At 30.9% G+C, this 19,887-nt stretch carries 21 protein-coding genes; 12 read left to right on the top strand and 9 right to left on the bottom strand.

Annotation, left to right across the window (positions count from 1 at the left end; translation table 11 throughout):
• The first annotated feature begins 12 nt into the window (after positions 1-12).
• Both AB1J10_RS04950 and AB1J10_RS04945 read left to right on the top strand, forming a co-directional pair.
• On the top strand, positions 13-309 hold the full coding sequence (locus AB1J10_RS04950; RefSeq protein ID WP_046207354.1) for a hypothetical protein: 297 nt from the start codon (positions 13-15) through the stop codon (positions 307-309).
• Positions 310-403: 94 nt separating this feature from the next.
• A complete protein-coding gene (locus AB1J10_RS04945) occupies positions 404-958 on the top strand; it encodes a GNAT family N-acetyltransferase (protein ID WP_064209553.1) in 555 nt (184 codons plus the stop codon).
• 202 nt (positions 959-1,160) lie between these two features.
• Here AB1J10_RS04945 and AB1J10_RS04940 read toward each other — a convergent pair whose 3' ends face one another.
• Complete coding sequence (locus tag AB1J10_RS04940; protein ID WP_369003029.1) at positions 1,161-2,591, bottom strand: aminotransferase-like domain-containing protein; 1,431 nt, start codon at positions 2,589-2,591, stop codon at positions 1,161-1,163.
• A gap of 305 nt (positions 2,592-2,896) precedes the next feature.
• Between AB1J10_RS04940 and AB1J10_RS04935 the strand changes: the two genes are divergently transcribed.
• Complete coding sequence (locus tag AB1J10_RS04935) at positions 2,897-3,514, top strand: LysE/ArgO family amino acid transporter (protein WP_070039013.1); 618 nt, start codon at positions 2,897-2,899, stop codon at positions 3,512-3,514.
• A 57-nt stretch (positions 3,515-3,571) separates the two neighbouring features.
• Here the strand turns inward: AB1J10_RS04935 and AB1J10_RS04930 are convergent, their stop codons facing one another.
• The 4 genes from AB1J10_RS04930 to AB1J10_RS04915 all read right to left on the bottom strand — a co-directional run bounded on the left by AB1J10_RS04930 (position 3,572) and on the right by AB1J10_RS04915 (position 6,349).
• Positions 3,572-4,138: a TIGR00730 family Rossman fold protein gene (locus AB1J10_RS04930; RefSeq protein WP_046207358.1), complete on the bottom strand. Its 567-nt coding sequence runs from the start codon at positions 4,136-4,138 to the stop codon at positions 3,572-3,574.
• A 3-nt stretch (positions 4,139-4,141) separates the two neighbouring features.
• Positions 4,142-4,606 (bottom strand): YaiI/YqxD family protein, encoded by a 465-nt coding sequence (locus tag AB1J10_RS04925; protein WP_070039015.1) that lies wholly within the window; start codon positions 4,604-4,606, stop codon positions 4,142-4,144.
• A 5-nt stretch (positions 4,607-4,611) separates the two neighbouring features.
• A complete protein-coding gene (locus AB1J10_RS04920) occupies positions 4,612-5,313 on the bottom strand; it encodes a hypothetical protein (protein ID WP_046207360.1) in 702 nt (233 codons plus the stop codon).
• A 160-nt stretch (positions 5,314-5,473) separates the two neighbouring features.
• The gene (locus AB1J10_RS04915; protein ID WP_046207361.1) at positions 5,474-6,349 is read right to left on the bottom strand and encodes an undecaprenyl-diphosphate phosphatase; all 876 of its coding nucleotides are present in this window, start codon (positions 6,347-6,349) and stop codon (positions 5,474-5,476) included.
• Between the two features lie 387 nt (positions 6,350-6,736).
• Here AB1J10_RS04915 and AB1J10_RS04910 point away from each other — a divergent pair, with 387 nt between their 5' ends.
• Both AB1J10_RS04910 and cydC read left to right on the top strand, forming a co-directional pair.
• On the top strand, positions 6,737-8,362 hold the full coding sequence (locus AB1J10_RS04910) for an ABC transporter ATP-binding protein/permease (protein WP_070039018.1): 1,626 nt from the start codon (positions 6,737-6,739) through the stop codon (positions 8,360-8,362).
• Positions 8,359-10,035 (top strand): thiol reductant ABC exporter subunit CydC, encoded by a 1,677-nt coding sequence (cydC, locus tag AB1J10_RS04905; RefSeq protein WP_369003041.1) that lies wholly within the window; start codon positions 8,359-8,361, stop codon positions 10,033-10,035. Before AB1J10_RS04910 ends, cydC begins: the two co-directional genes overlap by 4 nt.
• Before the next feature lie 307 nt (positions 10,036-10,342).
• Here the strand turns inward: cydC and AB1J10_RS04900 are convergent, their stop codons facing one another.
• Positions 10,343-10,786, bottom strand: a complete 444-nt coding sequence (locus tag AB1J10_RS04900) for a MarR family winged helix-turn-helix transcriptional regulator (RefSeq protein ID WP_046207364.1) — start codon at positions 10,784-10,786, stop codon at positions 10,343-10,345.
• 226 nt (positions 10,787-11,012) lie between these two features.
• Here AB1J10_RS04900 and AB1J10_RS04895 point away from each other — a divergent pair, with 226 nt between their 5' ends.
• The 5 genes from AB1J10_RS04895 to mdh all read left to right on the top strand — a co-directional run bounded on the left by AB1J10_RS04895 (position 11,013) and on the right by mdh (position 15,052).
• The gene (locus AB1J10_RS04895; RefSeq protein WP_070039023.1) at positions 11,013-11,942 is read left to right on the top strand and encodes a CobW family GTP-binding protein; all 930 of its coding nucleotides are present in this window, start codon (positions 11,013-11,015) and stop codon (positions 11,940-11,942) included.
• Between the two features lie 37 nt (positions 11,943-11,979).
• The gene (locus AB1J10_RS04890) at positions 11,980-12,888 is read left to right on the top strand and encodes an aldo/keto reductase (RefSeq protein ID WP_046207366.1); all 909 of its coding nucleotides are present in this window, start codon (positions 11,980-11,982) and stop codon (positions 12,886-12,888) included.
• Positions 12,889-12,913: 25 nt separating this feature from the next.
• Positions 12,914-13,213 carry a hypothetical protein gene (locus AB1J10_RS04885; RefSeq protein WP_064209544.1) on the top strand — a complete coding sequence of 100 codons (300 nt, stop codon included), beginning with the start codon at positions 12,914-12,916 and terminating at the stop codon, positions 13,211-13,213.
• Positions 13,214-13,256: 43 nt separating this feature from the next.
• Positions 13,257-13,874, top strand: coding sequence for a DedA family protein (locus AB1J10_RS04880; RefSeq protein ID WP_070039025.1), 618 nt, complete (start codon positions 13,257-13,259; stop codon positions 13,872-13,874).
• A gap of 239 nt (positions 13,875-14,113) precedes the next feature.
• Complete coding sequence (mdh, locus tag AB1J10_RS04875; protein ID WP_070039027.1) at positions 14,114-15,052, top strand: malate dehydrogenase; 939 nt, start codon at positions 14,114-14,116, stop codon at positions 15,050-15,052.
• Positions 15,053-15,128: 76 nt separating this feature from the next.
• Here mdh and AB1J10_RS04870 read toward each other — a convergent pair whose 3' ends face one another.
• From AB1J10_RS04870 to AB1J10_RS04860, 3 genes are all read right to left on the bottom strand, one after another.
• Positions 15,129-15,404 (bottom strand): hypothetical protein, encoded by a 276-nt coding sequence (locus tag AB1J10_RS04870; RefSeq protein WP_046207370.1) that lies wholly within the window; start codon positions 15,402-15,404, stop codon positions 15,129-15,131.
• Complete coding sequence (locus AB1J10_RS04865; RefSeq protein WP_081338792.1) at positions 15,401-16,066, bottom strand: DUF1361 domain-containing protein; 666 nt, start codon at positions 16,064-16,066, stop codon at positions 15,401-15,403. Before AB1J10_RS04865 ends, AB1J10_RS04870 begins: the two co-directional genes overlap by 4 nt.
• 735 nt (positions 16,067-16,801) lie before the next feature.
• On the bottom strand, positions 16,802-17,221 hold the full coding sequence (locus tag AB1J10_RS04860; RefSeq protein ID WP_064209540.1) for a PPC domain-containing DNA-binding protein: 420 nt from the start codon (positions 17,219-17,221) through the stop codon (positions 16,802-16,804).
• Between the two features lie 205 nt (positions 17,222-17,426).
• Here AB1J10_RS04860 and norA point away from each other — a divergent pair, with 205 nt between their 5' ends.
• Both norA and AB1J10_RS04850 read left to right on the top strand, forming a co-directional pair.
• A complete protein-coding gene (gene norA / locus AB1J10_RS04855; protein ID WP_369003028.1) occupies positions 17,427-18,587 on the top strand; it encodes a multidrug efflux MFS transporter NorA in 1,161 nt (386 codons plus the stop codon).
• Positions 18,588-19,018: 431 nt separating this feature from the next.
• The gene (locus AB1J10_RS04850; protein WP_070039029.1) at positions 19,019-19,765 is read left to right on the top strand and encodes a hypothetical protein; all 747 of its coding nucleotides are present in this window, start codon (positions 19,019-19,021) and stop codon (positions 19,763-19,765) included.
• Positions 19,766-19,887 lie beyond the last annotated feature (122 nt).

The raw sequence follows: 19,887 nt of genomic DNA, 5'->3' as shown, positions 1-19,887 counted from the left end.
GAGGGAATAACGATGCATGAAAAAGATTTTGTATTATTAGAAGGGCGTTCAATTACGCTTCCAGAATTAGGTAGAGAAATTGAAAGTATTACTGGTAGAGAAATCAAAGATTCGACTGGTGAAATTAAACGTGTTATTGCACATTTACCCAATTTTGAATCTGATACAGATACATTTGTAGCTACTTACAAATTAAATCATAAAAATGATTTCATAGATGCAACATTTACGGCGCCCAAAAGTGAACGTGGTCGGTTGAAAGAAGTAGCTGTAAACGTTGAATTGATTAGCTATATTTCAAGAGCATAAGCAATGTTTAATCCATGTGATAGCGCGGTATGAGAATAATCATAACGCGTTATTTTCTATAGAAATTTAATTTCCAGTTTAGAGGTGTAACAGTATGACAGTTTATATAGAAACTGAGCGTTTAAGGTTACGGGACTGGCAAGCAGAAGATTTACTTCCATTTCAGCAGATGAACGCGAATCACCAAGTCCGTAGATATTTTCCAAGTTTATTAAGTTTTCGACGTTCAGAACATGATATGAAAAAGATGAATGATATTATTATCAATCATGATATAGGCCTTTTTGCTGTTGAATTAAAAGAAACAAATGGATGGCTTGGTTTTATCGGATTGAACTATGTACCTAAAGCCAGCAAGTATACGTTTGATGAGCTACCATTCTATGAAATCGGTTGGCGTTTGATCCCCGAAGTGTGGGGGAATGGTTTCGCTACTGAAGGTGCAGAAGCGGTACTCGAATATGCAAAACAGCAGGGGATTAACGAAGTCTATGCATTTACTTCAGAAAATAATGAACCTTCACGTAAGGTTATGGAAAAAATAGGTATGAAGCTATATGATTTCTTTGAATATCCAGAATTAAGTAAGTATCATCCACTTAAAAGACATGTTAGATATTATAAAGATTTAACAAAACAAGCAAAATAAAATTGTAAATAAGTAATGGGGTATAAATCCTATTCTTATGAAAAAGACTAATCCAATTTTTAATATATGGATTAGTCTTTTTGTTTACTATGATTTTGTATCGTCCATGCCTGCCTGGGAATGTGATTCAAGCCATTAGTCTCTCATTCATATCATTTCCCTAGGCGTCAGCATGACATAAAAGCGGTATGGTGACTGTGTTTTAAAGTGTTTTGCTTGATGTTAGTTTTTTAATAAGTTGGCTTAATTTTTGTAATGCGAATTCTATATCTTCAATGTTTATATAGGAATAAGAAAATCTTATATGATATTGTGCGTTTTTATCATAAATTTCGCCTGGATTAATTAAAATTTGATTTTGTATCGCTAAATCGAACAGTTCTTTCATGTTTATTGGTACATTTAATTTGAACCAAATATAATAAGAACCTTTAGGTATGGACCAAGTACCTAAATCTTGAAAATGTTGATTTAAAGATGCTAAAAATTTATCACGTCTCTCTATAAGTGCTTGTTTTAAATAATTTAAATGTTGCTCATGGTATAAAGGGTTATTTAGCCATTCAGTTGCGATAAATTGTGATAATGAACTGGTACCATAATCATTTTGCATTTTCAAATCCGCTAAGTGCATAACAACTGATGGTTTACCTATAATCCATCCTACCCTTAAACCAGGGCTTACTGTTTTAGATAAACTACTAATGTATAAGATATTATCATTTTCTTCTAATGACTTTAAAGGTTGAGGACGATCTCCTTCGAACCACAAGTCGCCATAAACGTCATCTTCTACTATAGGGATTCCTGTTTGTTGGCATTGTTGAATTAATTTATATTTTTCTGTTTGCGTATATGCGTGTTGTGTAGGGTTATGTAAAGTCGGTATACAATAAAAAATGCTATTTTTATATAGTGTTTTAGCATTGAAAATAGTGTTAATTTGTTGTTTGATTTTAGATATTGTCAAAAACCTAAGATCTGCTCGAATGTTATGCCATGTATGTACAGAATTTATATATGAGGGCGTTTCTATAATTATCTTTGAATTTGGAATCAGTAAACCATCAGCGATGAGTTTTAATCCTTGCAATGCACCTGAAGTGACGCAAATGTTTGCTTCATCACATTCAATCCCCAATTTTTTAACATGATTTACAATTGCTTTTCTTAAATTTAAATTACCTAAGGGGTGTTCATAATTAGTTTTAAGCGCAGTAGTCGTTTGTTTTGAAAAAATATCTTGAAATTGCTTGTTTGGGATTAATTGTGGACTGAGTTCACCAGTACTTAAACGTAAGATATGCGCATCGAATTCTAATTCGTTAATTCGTTGTATAAAGTATTGATTATTTTTAGAAGCGCTATTTTTAATGTAGTCATGCCAATTCATATTATGATTAATATAAGTATTCCAATTACTTTTCGAAACGTATAACCCTTTACGTGCTTTGCTTTCTAAAATTCCATAACTTTGTAGTATTTCTAAGGACTGAATAATAGTTGAACGATTGACGCGATATTGAGCTGCCAAATTTCTCTGAGAAGGTAATTTCATACCTGCTTCTAAATCACCATTTTTAATCTTCGAAAGTATATCATCAATAATTGCTTTATATTTTGGCATGAACATGCTAAATCTCCTTTAAGTAATTGGTGGGTTTTTAAAATTATAACTGGTTGGTAAAAATCAATTAAATATATTGTATCATGATTATATATAGAAAAATGGTCATAACTCATATTTGAATATTTAATGCTTATGGTTAGTGCATAGGATTCATTCATTTATTGACTGCACACGTATCATGCGTCAATAAATACATAATGATAAATAATTCTTATTTATTATGAATATCATATTTTTGCGTTAGTTAAGTTTGAGTGAAAACTGGTACGGTTTAATGATAATTTAGTTTTGAAGAAAGAGGAGATAATATGTTGCAACCAATGATTCATGGTTTGTTTTTAGCTTTGGGTTTAATCTTACCTTTAGGCGCACAAAATGTATTTGTATTTAACCAAGGAGCAAACCAAAAACAATTAATTAAGACTATACCAGTAATTATAGCTGCAGGGTTATGTGATACATTATTAATAGTATTAGCTGTATTAGGGGTGTCAGTCTTATTACTATCACTACCGATGTTACAAATCGTAATTTATTGTGTCGGCTTTATCTTTCTTAGTTACATGGCTTGGTCATTATGGCATGAAAAACCACAAACGCTTGAACGTTATCAATCAATGTCCGCGCGAAAGCAAATTGGATTTGCCATGTCAGTCTCATTATTAAATCCTCATGCAATTATGGATACTATTGGTGTTATAGGAACGAATGCAGCAATATATGAAGGCGTGGATAAAATGGTTTTTACGATGACGACAATTGCTGTTTCTTGGATCTGGTTTATATTTTTGGCAATTTCAGGTAAAGTCGTAGGTAATATTGATAAAAGAGGCAAATATATTTTAATATTAAATAAATTTTCAGCAGTAATTATTGTGATTGTTGCATTAATAATATTAAAACAATTACTGGCAATACTATTTTAAGCATAAGAAAAGCAGAGGTAGTGGCATTTGTAGTACACATATCTCTGCTTTTAAAATTTAGTCGTAACTTCTAATACCTAATGGTTCATAGTTATGAATCGCTTCGAACAGTGCTTCAGGATTGTTACATAGCGGTGCCAGCGATTGATATTTTTTATCGATAAAGCCTTCATGAATCATATGGTCAATCAATGTTTGCAAAGGCTCAAAAAAGCCGTTGATATTATAGATAGCGATTGGTTTTTCATGAATACCGATTTGCGACCAACTATACATTTCAAAGAATTCTTCTAAAGAACCAGCGCCTCCTGGAGCCATGACAAACGCATCTGCTAATTCTGCCATTTTGTTTTTTCTTTCATGCATAGAATCAACTAAAATGAGTTCGCTTAGTCTCGTACTAGTAATTTCTCGTTCATTTAACATATTTGGCATCACGCCAATAGCACTACCTCCGTGATCTAATACGCCATCTTGAATAGCTCCCATAATACCAACAGAACCAGCACCAAATACTAATTCATAGTTATGTTTAGCCATATAAGTGCCTAATTGGTAAGCTTGTTTCATGTAAGATTCATCTTTACCTTTACTAGCACCGCAATAAACAGCAATTTTTTTCATATTCTATTCCTCCGTAAATAATGACACATCATTAATTATAGACAAAAATTTTTGTTCAAATATCGCAATGTCATCTGTTGTAAAAGCAGATGGGCCTTTAGTGCGCCCGCCACTTTTTCGAAATTGTGCACTCGCATGTCGTTGTTCTAACAAAGTGTTGATATTATTTTGATCAAATATAAATCCTTTATGGTGCATCACAACTTTAGCTTTGTTTAATAATAAACTTGCAAGTCCATAATCCTGTGTTATTACAATATCTTCTGATCGCGTGATTTTAACAATTTTATAGTCGACTGCATCCGGGCCATCATCAACATAAATGACATTGACGTGATCAGGTTGCATTTTTGAAGAAAAATGACTAAAGCTTCGGACAATGGTAACAAAGATGCTTGTCCCTTTTGTCAATTCAACAACAGAATTGGTAACAGGACAAGCATCTCCATCAATGATGACTTGAGTCATAATAATTATTTACCTTTTTCTTCATTGTTTTGCTTTACAATGCTTTTAGCAACATAATTTTTGTATTTTTTGAACTCCGCTAAACGGTCTTTTTTATTTTTTTCGCGAGCTTTGTCTTCTTCTTTATGACGTTTATCAATATTTTTTTGTAATTTTTTATTGAATTTATTTATTTCTTTGCGGTTTTCTTTTTCAAGTTTTTCGCCTTTTTGTTCTGTCTCTTTGTCTAATTTTCCTGGTGTCATGCCAACTTTTTCCATATGTTTATTAGATTTTTTCATAGATTGAATGCGTTGTTTTTCATTATCTTGACGTTTTTTTTCTTCTTCATTGTGGCGTTTATCAATATTTTTTTGTAATTTCTTCTTCATTTTGTCTGCTTCTTTACGATTCTCTTTTTCAAGTTTTTCGCCTTTTTTCTCAATGTAAGCAGGATCATGTTCTTTAGCAATACGTTTTAATTCTCGTTTTTGATCCATATTATGTTTTTTATCAATAACATAATCTTTTGCATTTGCAGATTTATCTACTACTGTATCCTTAATTTGAACAGATTTATTTGCTACGGTTTTTGAAGCTTTAGCAGTTGCATCACTAGCTTTTTTAACATCTGGATGATCTTTAATACGTTTACGTTCAACGATTAACGGTACTAAAAACACAGGCGCTACTGTGATGATTGTTTTAATTAATTGCTTTTTGTCCATACTCGTTGCCTCCAATAATTTTATACTATCTACTTATTACCCCATAATACATCATAATAAACGGTAAATACACGTACTTTCATGGAAATTATTTCTGCAATTTTGGACATGAAATTTAAGAAGAGGCTGGACAAATTACTTGTCTCAGCCTCTAACCGTTTTATTGTCCACTGATTCCTTGACCTATACCAAAACCAAAGTAAAGGATTGCAATAATAATGACTAATATAATTCTATAAATAGCAAATGGAATCAATTTTATTTTACTAATTAAGAATAAGAATGTTTTAATGGCAATTAAACCAACGATAAATGCTGTGATAAACCCTAGGAAGTAAAAACCGATGTGATTTAAATGAATATATTCAAAGTTTTTGACTAGAGATAAACCACTTGCTGCTAACATTACAGGAACTGCCATAATAAATGTGAAATCAGAAGCAGATTTATGGTTCATTTTCATGAGCACACCTGTAGAAATTGTAGAACCAGATCTACTGAAACCAGGCCACATAGCGATAGCTTGGGATAAACCAATTACAAAAGCTTGGAAATAATTAATTTGGTCTACAGTTTGTGGATTCGTAACTTTTTTACTGTATATATCTGCAATAATCATATATATTGCACCGATAAATAATCCAATCATGACTGTTGGGACACTAAATAAATATTTTTCAATAACATCATCAAACATTAAACCAAGTATACCTGCTGGAATCATACCAACGATAATATGTAGTAAGTTTAAGCGTTTAGGTTTTTGACCGATGCCATCGATAGGTTCAGATCTATATTTCCCTATATGTAACATTTCAAAATAACGTTCACGGAATACCCAGGCACCTGCGAATACAGAACCGAGTTGAATTACAATTTTAAAGGTAAACGCAGATTCTGAACCTAAAAATTGAGTTGATTTTAACCACATATCATCTACAAGAATCATATGTCCAGTAGAAGATACAGGTGCAAACTCAGTTAATCCTTCGACAATTCCTAGAATGATTCCTTTTATCAATTCAAGCAATATCATAATTAACCTACTTTCATAATATGGATTATAGTTTATTCATTTTCATTTTATAATAATAGCACATTAAAATTATAAAGTGCCATAGATAAATAAGATTTTGGACTAAAGACTGAGAGAAAAAGTACTTACTTCAGTTAAATGAGATAAAAGATAAATTATTGTAAATTTTATTCAGAAAGTCAAACTTCTTTTTGCAAATTTTTATTTATAATTTATTAATTATATAATTATAAAAAGTTTGTTTTTTACTTTTGAATTTAAAGCATTCAATCATTTGATTATAATTATGGCAAAAATATGAATTAAGTAAATAAAAATGTATTAATTTTTGAGCCAATTCGTTTCATTTTAATACATTCCATTTATAATATGAACCAGGTGATATTTGTGAAAAGATTAACAAGTTTAGCGATGAAATATAAAATTTATCCGATATTAATGTTTGTAATCAGTACAATATTAGCGATAACTGTAGTCATTCAGAACATTGCTATTGCAGAAATTTTAAATGCAATGTTACGTCATACACATCAAGATTTGTTAATTTTACTACTAGTGACATTAATTGTTTTATTAGCAAGAGCGACATTTAACACAATAAATCAAATGATAGGTAATCGTATGTCTTCTCGCGTTAAATATGATTTACGACGTCAATTGATTTTAAATAAATCTTCAGAACCTATTGGTGTTCAAATTAATACATTGACTGAAAATATAGATGGTATAGCACCATTCTTTAATAGTTACTTTCCTCAAGTTTTTAAGTCTATGATGATACCACTATTTATCATTATTGCAATGTGTTTCATACATTTAAACACGGCTTTAATCATGATTGTTACAGCACCATTTATACCAATGTTTTATATCATTTTTGGGTTGAAAACACGTGATGAGTCAAAAGATAAAATGACTTATTTAAATCAATTTAGCCAACAATTTTTAAATAAAATAAAGGGTTTGATTACTCTCAAACTATTTAATAAAACAGAAGCTACAGAACAATCTTTATATGAAGAAAGTACGACTTTTCGAAATTTAACAATGCGTATTTTAAGAAGTGCTTTTTTATCAGGTTTGATGTTAGAGTTTATCAGTATGCTTGGAATTGGCCTTGTTGCTTTAGAAGCGGGGTTAGGATTAATATTATTTAATAGTATAGATTTTAAAACAGCAGCCATAGCAATTATATTAGCACCGGAATTTTATAATGCTATTAAAGATTTAGGTCAATCTTTTCATACTGGAAAGCAAAGTGAAGGCTCAAGTGATGTTGTCTTCGATTTATTAGATCGACAAGAAGGTTATGTGAAACCACAAGTGCAAACGAATAGTTATCAAAAGCCATTAATACAGCTTGAGCATATATATTATAAATACAATGATGCACAGCAACATGCTTTGGAAGATATCAACATTAGTATTTATGAAGGGGAACATATTGCATTAATTGGAAAAAGTGGAGCTGGAAAATCTACTTTAGCTCAAGTTATAGCACAACATTTTAAACCGCAATATGGTTCTGTTATTTATAAACAACAGTTAAAAATTGGTTTTTTGAGTCAGCATCCCTATATTTTTAATGCGTCTATAAGAGATAATATGACAATGTTCCAAAAAATTGAAAAAGATAAAATTTTAGAAGCGCTTGACGATGTTAACTTAAAACATGTTGTCAATGCGTTAGAAAATGGTATTGATACTTGGATTGGTGAAGGTGGAGAGATGCTATCTGGAGGGCAGATGCGAAGAATTGAACTGTCACGGTTATTATTATTACAACCTGATGTACTGATATTCGATGAGCCTGCTACGGGATTAGATGTACAAACAGAGCATGTCATTCAATCTGTGATAAACAGAAAGTTTGAAAATACGACGATCATCACCATCGCACATAGAGAACATACAATAAAAAATGCAGATAGACGTATAAAAATTAATGAAGGTTCCGTTGAAGCTATAAAAGTAATCGAGCAAAATGCGTATAAAGGTGGTGACTTTTGTTGAGACCACATATTCAATTTAAGGTAGATAAAGATTTGGTTTTATCTATTATTGTAGGTATATTGGGCAGTTTAACTGCATTAAGCATGTTTTTCTTGAGTGGTTATATGGTGACGCAAAGTGCATTAGGGGCACCATTGTTTGCATTAATGGTTTTAATTGTTTCTGTTAAAATGTTTGGGTTTATACGTGCTGTTGCAAGATATATTGAAAGATTACTGTCTCACAGAGCCACATTTACTATGTTGAGAAATGTGAGAGTACAATTCTTCAAACATATTATACCTGTCGTGCCAGATGTGTATAGAAAATTTAAATCAAGTGATTTACTTGGACGCATGGTTGGTAGCGTAGAAGCACTACAAAATATTTATTTAAGAGTTTATTATCCGCCAGTAGTCATTGGTTTAACAGCGATGATTGCAATGGTTGTGACGTTTTACTTTTCATTTGTTCATGCAATTATCATCTTTTTAAGTATGTTGATAACATTGGTTTTAATCCCTTGGTTAAGCGCGAAAAAAGCACAATTATTAAAAAGAGATGTTAATCGTGTACAAGAGCAATTTTTAAATCAATTTTACGATTATAAAGAAGGGTATCAAGAACTTACAAGATTTGACCAAACAGCATATTATCAACGTCGGGTGTTAAATCAATTGAATCAGTATGAACAAGCACAAGCAAAAGAGCAACGATTCTTATCATTGTATGAATATAGTTTGAATCTGGTTTCAATGATTGCTTTATTTGCAACTTTATATTTAGGTGTTATACAAGTGCAAAATCAACAATTAGATGTTGTTTACTTAACAAGTATTGTTTTGATGATGTTAACATTATTCGAACAAGCAATCCCTATGAGTAATGTGGCTTATTATAAAGCCGAGACGGATGAAGCATTGAGCAATATTAATGAAGTTATTGCTCACCCAATGCAACAAGGCAATCAACCACTATCACTAGAAAGTGATGTGCATCAACCTTTCGTAGAAGTTAAAAATGTTGATTTTAAATATTGGAATCAATCGAATTACACTTTAAAAGAATTGAAATTACGGGTGCATGAAGGTGAACATGTAGCAATTATTGGACCTTCTGGCTCAGGTAAGAGTACCTTATTACAGTTAATATTGGGACTTTATCAAAGTGAAAATGGTGTGGTTTTAATAAATAATCAAGATATTACAACCCTTTTAGATTCAAATAAATACAGTTCGATTAATGCTCTGTTACAGTCACAACAGTTATTTGATGGTACAGTACGTGATAATTTATTTACTGATAAAGATGATGCAGTAATCAAAGAAGTTTTTGATACACTAGGTTTATCGCACATTGAATTAGATAGACACATCACACTTTCAGGTAATACACTGTCTGGCGGTGAGATTCAACGAATAGGTATTGCAAGATTATTATTGAAAGAAGCTCCGATTTGGGTGTTGGACGAGCCTACAACAGCGTTAGATATTTATCATACGAATCATGTGATGGATGAAATTCACAAGCAATCTCAAACACTAATCGTGGCAACACATGATTTACGATTACTACCAAAATTTGATAAAATCGTGGTTATGGTTGACGGTAAAATCATAGAACAAGGAGATTACCAATCGTTACTATCAAATAAAGGCTATTTATATCAAATGGTCACGTTAAATCAAGTGTGACTTTTTAACAAAAGACAGCAATATAAGTACTTGATTTGTAAATGGAAAATGTTAAAGATTTAAAGCGAAAACCTGAGCTATAGCTCATGCATAAGCCCCACTAACCCAACAAGTTGGGAAGTGGAATAAAGGAGTACCTGAGCTGTAGCTCATGCATAAGCCCCACTAACTCAATAAATTGAGAAGTGGGGCTTTAAAATAAACTAGAGCCTAGGACAAATCAATAATGTCCTAGACTCTAGCTTTAAATCAATATATTTAATTAATCAATTTCATAGTGTTTAACCTTAACATTTAGAATTTAGCATTATTTTGCTTTTTCTTCTGTAAAGGCATTAATTACTTTTGAAAGTAATCGATTTAGTTCTTTGTTTTCTTCTGCGCTAAGTGAAGATGCAACTGCCACATCTTGACATGCTGTGTCCAATTCAGGTCGAATTGCTTCACTTTTATCTGTTAAGTGGATAAACACTTCACGTTGATCTACTTCAGAACGTTCACGTTTAATTAAATCAACTTGCTCCATTCTTTTTAGTAATGGAGATACAGTACCTGTATCAAGTGCTAATTCAGTTACGACTTTTTTCACATTAACAGGTGAGTCAGCCCATAAGATTGTTAAAACTAAAAACTGTGGATATGTCAATTTGTATTTTTTAAAGACATTGTTAGAGTAGTAGCGATTTACTTGTCTTTGAGCATTATACAAACTGAAACATAATTGATCCTTTAAATTAAGTGGTTCAGACATAAAGTTCTCCTCCAGACATTCTATCCGTTTTGTTCTTTCTGTTATCGGATTTGAATCCGTCTATTGTTGTGTAACACTTCCTCAAGCATACTTTCACACTGTGCCATGCTAAAATAAAGTATGTATAAAGTTTAGAAGAAAGTCAACATTTTATCAAGTGAAAGGTTAATTATAAGAATAATTAAAGTTTTACGCAAACATTTTTATTTATGAAATGAGTGAGTATATGAAAAATATTAACAATCAAAAAACCCGAATTACGATTATCACAGGATTTTTAGGGAGTGGTAAAACAACTTTTCTTAGTAAATATGTAAAATATTTACAAAAAAACAATGAAAACCCAAGTGTAATCGTAAACGAATACGGTAATTTAGATATAGATAGCTATGCTATTAGCGATGATATTGAGGTTGCGTCAATATTAAATGGTTGCGTATGCTGTGATTTGCAACTAGATTTAATAAAACAATTAAAACATTTTCTAAGCAAAAGTGCAATGCGCCATATAATAATTGAGGCGACAGGTTTAGCACATCCAATTGAAATTATTGCAGCATGCCAGGATCCTGAAATTATTGAACAAGTCGCTCAACCTACAGTAGTAGGCTTGGTGGATGGGCCTCGCTTCTTAAATCGTTTTCAATATACAAACCATACAATTCAATTGATGGAAGAACAATTATCTGTATGCCATGACATAGTGATGAACAAAATGGATCTCATTGATAATCATACACATGAGCTTGATGAAGCAATCCGCAAAATTAATCCAACAGCATCCAAATATTTTACTACATATGCAGATATGGATATGAATCAAATTGCTCTGGTTGAAAATGGAAACCAAATGAATATAAATAACCATGTACATCATCATCATGGGATAAATCGTCTACATTATCATTTTTCAGGACCTATTCATAGACAATTATTTTATCAATTTATTTTACGGTTGCCAGATAATGTTCTAAGATTAAAGGGATATGTAAAATTTAAAGATATGCCTAATGATATTTATGAATTTCAATATGCGTTTGGATTACCAGATTATCAAACGATTGATAAAGAAGTACCCTTAACGATTGTTATGATTGGTGAACAATTAGATATAAATCAACTACGAAATCAATTAGATATGCTACAATTTACCTAATTTAAATTAATGTAATGAAGAAGGGGTTTGATTCATTATGGAAAGAGTGAAAATTAACCAACATGTATCCTTTTCAAATGTAATACAAGGGTTTTGGAGAGCAAAAGATTGGGATTGGACACCACAACAATTAAATTACTATATTAATGAATTAGTCGAGCGTGGAATTACTACAATGGATCATGCAGATATATACGGTGATTATAGTTGTGAAGGGATTTTTGGAGAAGCGCTTAAATTATCACCTAATCTACGTGAGCATCTTGAAATCGTTTCTAAATGTGGCATTGTATTGCCATCAGAGCATTTGGCGACAGCAAATGGACATCGATACGATCACAGTAAAAAACATATCAGAGAAACTGTGGAACGTTCGCTTAAACAATTACAAGTAGAACAGTTAGATTCATTATTGATTCATAGACCATCTCCGTTGATGGATCCTCACGAAATCACTGAAGCTGTTAAATCTTTAGTTAAAGAAGGGAAAATCAAATCGTTCGGTGTGTCAAATTTTAACAAATCTCAGTATGATTTATTAAGTAAATGCTTAGTTTGTGATAAATTACATATTACTTTAAATCAATTAGAAGTTTCTCCTTATACATTAGATGCGATTGAAGATGGAACCATTAACTATATGTACAAAGATGATGTTAAAATTATGTCATGGAGTCCGTTGGCTGGAGGGAAACTGTTTGATCTTGAAGACGAAAAATCAGCAAGAATCACTGCGATTATATCTCCATTGGCACAAAAGTATAACGTTACGACAACTGCAATTATAATGTCTTGGTTAAAAAAACATCCAGCTTCAATTATGCCGGTGTTAGGCACGCAAAAGATTAATCGTATTGATGAAGCATTACAAGGTATGACAATAACGTTAACTGACCAAGAATGGTTTGATATTTATACAGCTTCCTTAGGTCATGATATTCCTTAGATTCTAATTAGAAGGAGCGTAGAACATGAGTATTCAGAATGAACAACATCATAGAGATCAGTTTAGATTTCAACGCAATTTTATTAACTTTCCTTTTTTAGGTTTTGCAATAGTAATTGCTTTATTAAACATAATATATCCTGACATAAATGTCATGATGGCATTGTTTGGTTTGTTCTTTTTATACAATGGTGGGATATTGTTTGTGGCGTTTATAAAGCATTATAAACGTGTGATGGTCTTAGCAATTATCTTAACCTTAATGTCATTAGCACTATTTGGAATGACGATGTATTTATATGCTAAATCAAATAATTTACTATAATGTAAAATATTACTTAATCTAAATAAGTAGTAGGAGGGTATACATGGAGCAATGGATCACTCATTTTATGGAACAATTTGGTTACTGGGGAATTGCTTTTCTGATATTTTTAGAAAATATCTTCCCTCCTATACCTTCTGAAATCATCTTAACGTTTGGTGGTTTTATGACCACACACTCAAACTTGAGTTTTATTGGTGTAACACTTACATCAACTGTAGGATCTATTGTTGGAGCGATTGCTCTTTATGGCATAGGTGCTTGGATAGGAGAAAGAAATTTATATAAAATTGTAGATCGTTATGGAAAAATAATACGAGTAAAAAGAAGTGATTTAGATAAAACACTGCATTGGTTCGAGCGATACGGTTATTGGACGATATTTTTCTGTAGATTTGTACCTCTTTTAAGAAGTTTAATTTCAATTCCTGCTGGTTTAACACGCATGAATATGCCTTTGTTTTTATTATTTACAACAATTGGTACATTGATTTGGAATATCGTTTTAATTTATTTAGGACAAACAGTTGGTAGCAATTGGCATGTGATTGTGCACTATATGGATATTTACTCTAAAATGATTTATATCGTACTTATTATTTTAGTTATTTTTATTATTTGGAAGTGGTTGAAACGTCAACGAAAGCATAAGCAAAATTAAGCATAAGCTTTGCGAATTCGAACAATATTTTAGTAGCTACTAAAGAATGGTTTACTTATTAACATCTTATGGTGTGAGATAGCACTTAAATTTATTCAAATTGATTGTATGTGCACACTTTGCCAAAGTTGACTAGGATTGAGATTCATGCATAAGTCCCACTAACGAAATAAATTGAGAAATGTAATTCAAGCATACTAAGACAATTCACTTATCTATCATTATAAGGGGATGATATTATGACAAAACAAAAGGTTTCTATTATAGGTGCTGGCAATACAGGATCTACATTAGCTTTTATTATAGCTAAACATGAATTAGCAGATGTAGTATTAATTGATCAACCTAAAAATGAAGGACAGGTTAAAGGTAAAGCACTGGATATATTACAAAGTAGTCCAATTTATGGCTTTGATGTAAATGTTTCAGGCTCAATAGACTATGCTGATACAAAAGACTCGGATATTGTTGTGATTACTGCTGGGGTGCCACGCAAGCCTGGAATGAGCAGAGATGATTTGGTTAAAATAAATGAACAAGTAATGGAAGATGTTACCAAAGAAATTGTTAAATATTCTCCTGAATGTAAAATAATAGTGCTCACTAATCCGGTTGATGCAATGACCTATTCGGTCTTAAAAGCATCAGGTTTCTCTAAAGAACGCGTTCTTGGACAGTCGGGTATTTTAGATACTGCAAGATATCAAACATTTATAGCGGAAGCTTTAGGCGTTTCGATTAAAGATATTAAAGGATTAGTACTAGGCGGTCATGGAGATACCATGCTTCCGTTAGTTAATGCTACAAATGTTAATGGTGTACCAATGACTAAATTATTAGATGAAACTACTATTAACCAAATTATTGAACGTACTCGAAAAGGTGGTGCTGAAATAGTAGAATTATTAGGTACTGGTTCTGCTTATTATGCCCCAGCTTCAGCAGTGTATACGATGTTGGAAGCAATTTTAAAAGATCAACAACGTTTATTACCCTCTATTGCATATTTAGAGAATGAATATGGTTTTTCTGATATTTGCTTAGGTGTCCCTACAATATTAGGAGAAAATGGTATAGAACGTATCTTAGAACTCGAGCTTTCTGCTGAAGAATTAAAACAATTACAAATTTCAGCAAATGCTGTTCAACAAGTAAAACAATCGCTAAAAAATAAATAATTTTTTTAAAAAGAAACACCCACAACATGGCTAATAAGTCTGCTGTGGGTGTTTCGTTATATAATTAAATTTGTGATTACATCCTGAAAATACAAATATACACCGCAACGTACTCAAGAAAAGTTAAAATATACATATACTTTAACCTTAACTTTGTTTTAATAGAAACATGCCAATCAGGATATTTACGTTCGTAATAAAATAATTGCAAATAAAATAAACCGATACCTAGTGGTAAACACATGAGTAGAATGCTTTTTGTGTATGAAAATCCTATGTCATGGAGTAAATGTCCAATAATTAGCTGAAATACGACGAGTACAATAAGTAAAATTAAAATATTAAAAGTCATTTTGTATGTTGTACTCCTTTCGCAAATGTATAAATTAAAACTTGAAGCAATACCAGTAATATGACAAATAGGAAAGCATCAAAATCTAAATGATTGATGACTTCTCTATAAATTCGAAGTGGTTCATTGATAATATAAACAGAATGCAAACGCAAGAACCGTCCGATATAAATACCTAAGCCATTTAAAAACATCATTATTAATATAATGGTTCTATTTAACCAACGATGCGTTGTAAAATTTTCCATTTCTACAAACATTAAAATTAATAAATATAAGGCTAACAAGACACCGGCAACTAAAAAAGTAAAATACATCCATTCAACGATGATTAGCCCTTGATAAAAATTAAAAGTAAATTGATTTAAATGTATTAAATCAGTAATCATATATAGTGTATTGGGTACCATGCATAAAAATATAAGTACAAAAACGATAAATAATGGCCATTCATATTTATATTTCGGTTTAAATAAATTTAATAGTAAGCACAATTCAAATGGAATATATGCTAAAAATAGATTGAGTGTCATAAATTGATAAAATTGGTTAAAGAAAATAGATATAATCATTAAAATTAAAAATATTGTTCTAGCAATGTAACGTGGGGCGATACTTACACCTACTTTCCTTTTAGATTTATATATGTGATAAACACACATGATCATATAATTATTTTTAGGGGGTACAGTTTTAGCTAATGTTAAAAATACGACTTTGTTTGAAAATGTATTTTTAATATTCTCATTGACTAAGTTTAGTTAATGACAAGCAGTTTAATTTTTAAATAGCAAATAAAAATCCCCTCAAAAAGCTCAATATCAAGGGAACAGCAATATAAAATTACGAATGTGATTTTTCATAATACAATTTATAAACGAAAATTTCAATTATAAACATAATTCGAACCTATTGAAAACGTTTTAAAAATAAAAACAAGTTATACATAAATAGCTATTTTCAAAACAAAGTAAATATAAAGCATTTGAGTTAATATACATTATTTTTAAATTTTCCGTTTTTGAGCGATGAGGTTGTTTACTTTTAAAGCTTATTAGTATGATTTGGAGTTGTAATTTCTCACAAATTCAAACTCAGAGCGTCAAGACGTTTCAAAATGGTAATCGATAAATGTTAGTACAAAAATAATTGAAGTGTGCTAGTTGGCAATATTAAAAGAATGTATATACAGAAAAACGTTAATTTCTATCTAATTTCAATAGAAATTAACGTTTATGCTTTAGCAAGAGCAAATAATGTTCATGTGTTTTGACTAAGATAGTTTAAATGTATACAAATAATTCCTGGCCTATATATAAATTGTATTTTTTGAAGTTAAACACAGTAAATGTTTTTATGGACTAATGATTCATTATTGTTAAATGGACACCAACAATTTACAAGTCTAATAAATTCAAGCCTATGTCTGCATTGTGTTTACGATTTATATCTAGGTTTGTCATTGTAATGACGATTTCTGCAGTAGCAGATACAACTGCTTTTGTTAAATGACCGCTTAATGTTTCATATTGGTTAGTACCAAAAGTTGCATGTAAATGTGCAAACGGCTTTTCATCAATATGAGAAATATTACCTAACAGGCTAATTAATTCTAAAGGTTCTTTAATTTCCTTTTTTTCATAGGTTTTAGTTTCTAAATTATAGAAATTTAATTCTACGTCGTCACAAGCTCCAATACCACTAACCGTTCCAAATTTACCGTTTTGCTCACGAGCAAGATCCGTTACAGCTTCAATAATATCTTCACCTTGTTCTAGAACTAATACGATAGTATTGCCATCTACTTGATATACCATTTGAAAACCTCCATTCAAATTAATACGTTAATATCATTATACAATTAATTATTTATGAGATGTATAATAGTGTTTGAAAATGTAAGTTTTTCTATTGTTTTTCTATAGGAAAATGTTATAGAATGTTCTAATATTGTGCATTCCTCTAAATTAACGATTCAAAACAAGATGATTAAAAAATGTGTATAAGAATGGAGTGAGAAACGTGAATAAACAATTTTATATTTTATATTTTAATATCTTTTTAGTCTTTTTAGGTATCGGTTTGGTTGTACCAGTGTTACCCGTATACTTAAAAGATTTAGGTTTAAAAGGTAGTGACCTAGGAATTCTTGTTGCGGTCTTTGCACTCGCACAAATGATTATTTCACCATTTGGTGGTACGCTTGCAGATAAATTAGGTAAAAAATTAATTATTTGTATTGGGCTTGCACTTTTTGCGATTTCAGAATTCTTATTTGCCGCAAGCCACACGTTTTCTCTACTAATCGTTTCTAGAATATTAGGTGGGTTTAGTGCTGGAATGGTTATGCCTGGTGTTACAGGGATGATTGCTGATATTTCTATCGGAAGAGATAAAGCGAAGAATTTTGGTTATATGTCTGCAATCATTAATTCAGGTTTCATTTTAGGGCCTGGTTTAGGTGGATTACTAGCAGAAGTTTCACATAGATTACCGTTTTATGTGGCTGGTACAAGCGGTGTGATAGCGCTTATATTATCTATCACTTTAATTAAAAATCCAAAAAATGAAACGCAAGATGGTTTTACACATTATCAACCTGAATTATTGTCTAAAATAAATTGGAAAGTGTTTCTCACTCCAGTTATTTTAACACTTGTACTCGCATTTGGTTTGTCGGCGTTCGAAACATTATTCCCTTTATATACAGCTGATAAAGCACACTATTCACCTATAGATATCTCCTTTGCAATTACTGGTGGAGGCATTTTTGGTGCGATATTCCAAGTGTTTTTCTTTGATAAGTTTATGAAATACTTTGAAGAACTTACTTTCATTACTTATGCATTACTTTATTCAGCAATTATATTACTTGCGTTGACATTTATGCATAATTACTGGTCAATTATGATTATTAGTTTTATAGTATTTATTGGATTTGATATGATTCGACCAGCAATTACGAATTATTTTTCTAATATTGCTGGAAATCGCCAAGGATTTGCTGGTGGATTAAACTCGACCTTCACAAGCATGGGGAATTTTATAGGACCATTAGTAGCTGGTACATTATACGATATTAACTTTGAATTCCCACTTTATATGACAATATTAGTAATGTTTATTGGTATGATAGTAATATTTATTGAGAAATCAATTCGAAATCGTCTAAAAAAATCATAAAATTAATAACGCAGACAAGCTACGATGCTTAAAACGAAATGCTATATATGACATGAGAAAATAAGTCACTATTCTATAAAAGGTAATTTAGATTTCTCACAAATAAACTAATATTAAAGGAGTAAGATATGAGATGGGAGTTACCAATTTAATTTCATATCTTACTCCTTTTTAATTTGAAAAATAAAGCAATTCAAACTTTAGAAATATGTTGATTTGTCATGTTAATACTCCTAATTGGTTTAAAAGTGTCTGTATGTATTCATTTATAATTTCAAATATGACACGAATATTAAATTAAGTTGCATACGTAATATTCATGTTACAGAAATTACAATTGTTTTAAATTGTAGTCTATATAAGTTTTTTGTTAAATATTTGTGATAATATGTTGTTGTGATTATTAAAGAGAGATGATTAAGGGGATAAAGTTGAAGAATTTACTATTATCAATATTGGCTTTTCTATTAACATGCTGCTTCATATTTTTATTAGTATTAGTTACTAATCAACAAGTGCTAGCCAAAGTACATGAAACGATATCGAGTTATTCCGATACTAATAATACTGTTCAATCCAAAGCAAGCGCGGAAAAAACAGACTTCGAATCAAACGTGCCGAACGATAAAAAGCATGACGCGCAAAAAGAAAAGCCATATAATGCAAAAAACCATGAGCCGATAGCAAAATTAGCAACGCATGATTTGAATGATAAAGAGGCTGGAGAAATCAATTTGCCTCAATTTTCAGAAGCGCTAAATAAAGCGAAAAAAATGGTAGACAATGATAACCATTCTGAAAATAAATATAATGACTATGGTATTGATAGTACATGTGAGGGAACTTATTACTATATTTTTACTTTCGAAAATAAGCAACATCCCAAAACATATTATAGAGTCACTGTAGATCAAAATAATGAGGCAAGAATATTTGATGATGCTTATCAAGTTCAAAAACATCAAGACCAAGACAAACCGAGAATATCGCCTCATGAGTCAGAAGTAATTGCTCAAAAATATGCAAAAGATGCACTAGGAAATAATGCTACCTTGAAAAAAGTTCAAGCTTCAAAGCAAGGTATGTCCTATACATTTTATGATGCGGCTGCAAACAAAGAATATAAAGTTATTGTGAATAAATTGGGTGATGTCATACGTCAACCTGCATTAAAATAGGGAAATAAAAACATTCAACTTTTAGATACTATTGAAGTTGAATGTTTTTTAGTATCATAAAAAAGTATAAAGTTAAATGTATCGATGTTATTATTATATTAAGACTAAACTGATTTATATTT

It is taken from the genome of Staphylococcus cohnii species complex 1663 (assembly GCF_041008415.1).
In the GTDB taxonomy this organism is placed as follows: Bacteria; Bacillota; Bacilli; order Staphylococcales; family Staphylococcaceae; genus Staphylococcus; species Staphylococcus ureilyticus.
Note: the sequence above shows the minus strand (reverse complement) of the source record. Positions and strands in the feature narration are given on the sequence as shown.

Bases quoted from the DNA above. Each gene is read 5' to 3' on its own strand.
- AB1J10_RS04950 (WP_046207354.1), top strand. From the start codon at position 13: ATGCATGAAAAAGATTTTGTATTATTAGAAGGGCGTTCAATTACGCTT.
- AB1J10_RS04945 (WP_064209553.1), top strand. From the start codon at position 404: ATGACAGTTTATATAGAAACTGAGCGTTTAAGGTTACGGGACTGGCAA.
- AB1J10_RS04940 (WP_369003029.1), bottom strand. From the start codon at position 2,591: ATGTTCATGCCAAAATATAAAGCAATTATTGATGATATACTTTCGAAG.
- AB1J10_RS04935 (WP_070039013.1), top strand. From the start codon at position 2,897: ATGTTGCAACCAATGATTCATGGTTTGTTTTTAGCTTTGGGTTTAATC.
- AB1J10_RS04930 (WP_046207358.1), bottom strand. From the start codon at position 4,138: ATGAAAAAAATTGCTGTTTATTGCGGTGCTAGTAAAGGTAAAGATGAA.
- AB1J10_RS04925 (WP_070039015.1), bottom strand. From the start codon at position 4,606: ATGACTCAAGTCATCATTGATGGAGATGCTTGTCCTGTTACCAATTCT.
- AB1J10_RS04920 (WP_046207360.1), bottom strand. From the start codon at position 5,313: ATGGACAAAAAGCAATTAATTAAAACAATCATCACAGTAGCGCCTGTG.
- AB1J10_RS04915 (WP_046207361.1), bottom strand. From the start codon at position 6,349: ATGATATTGCTTGAATTGATAAAAGGAATCATTCTAGGAATTGTCGAA.
- AB1J10_RS04900 (WP_046207364.1), bottom strand. From the start codon at position 10,786: ATGTCTGAACCACTTAATTTAAAGGATCAATTATGTTTCAGTTTGTAT.
- AB1J10_RS04895 (WP_070039023.1), top strand. From the start codon at position 11,013: ATGAAAAATATTAACAATCAAAAAACCCGAATTACGATTATCACAGGA.
- AB1J10_RS04890 (WP_046207366.1), top strand. From the start codon at position 11,980: ATGGAAAGAGTGAAAATTAACCAACATGTATCCTTTTCAAATGTAATA.
- AB1J10_RS04885 (WP_064209544.1), top strand. From the start codon at position 12,914: ATGAGTATTCAGAATGAACAACATCATAGAGATCAGTTTAGATTTCAA.
- AB1J10_RS04880 (WP_070039025.1), top strand. From the start codon at position 13,257: ATGGAGCAATGGATCACTCATTTTATGGAACAATTTGGTTACTGGGGA.
- mdh (WP_070039027.1), top strand. From the start codon at position 14,114: ATGACAAAACAAAAGGTTTCTATTATAGGTGCTGGCAATACAGGATCT.
- AB1J10_RS04870 (WP_046207370.1), bottom strand. From the start codon at position 15,404: ATGACTTTTAATATTTTAATTTTACTTATTGTACTCGTCGTATTTCAG.
- AB1J10_RS04865 (WP_081338792.1), bottom strand. From the start codon at position 16,066: ATGTGTGTTTATCACATATATAAATCTAAAAGGAAAGTAGGTGTAAGT.
- AB1J10_RS04860 (WP_064209540.1), bottom strand. From the start codon at position 17,221: ATGGTATATCAAGTAGATGGCAATACTATCGTATTAGTTCTAGAACAA.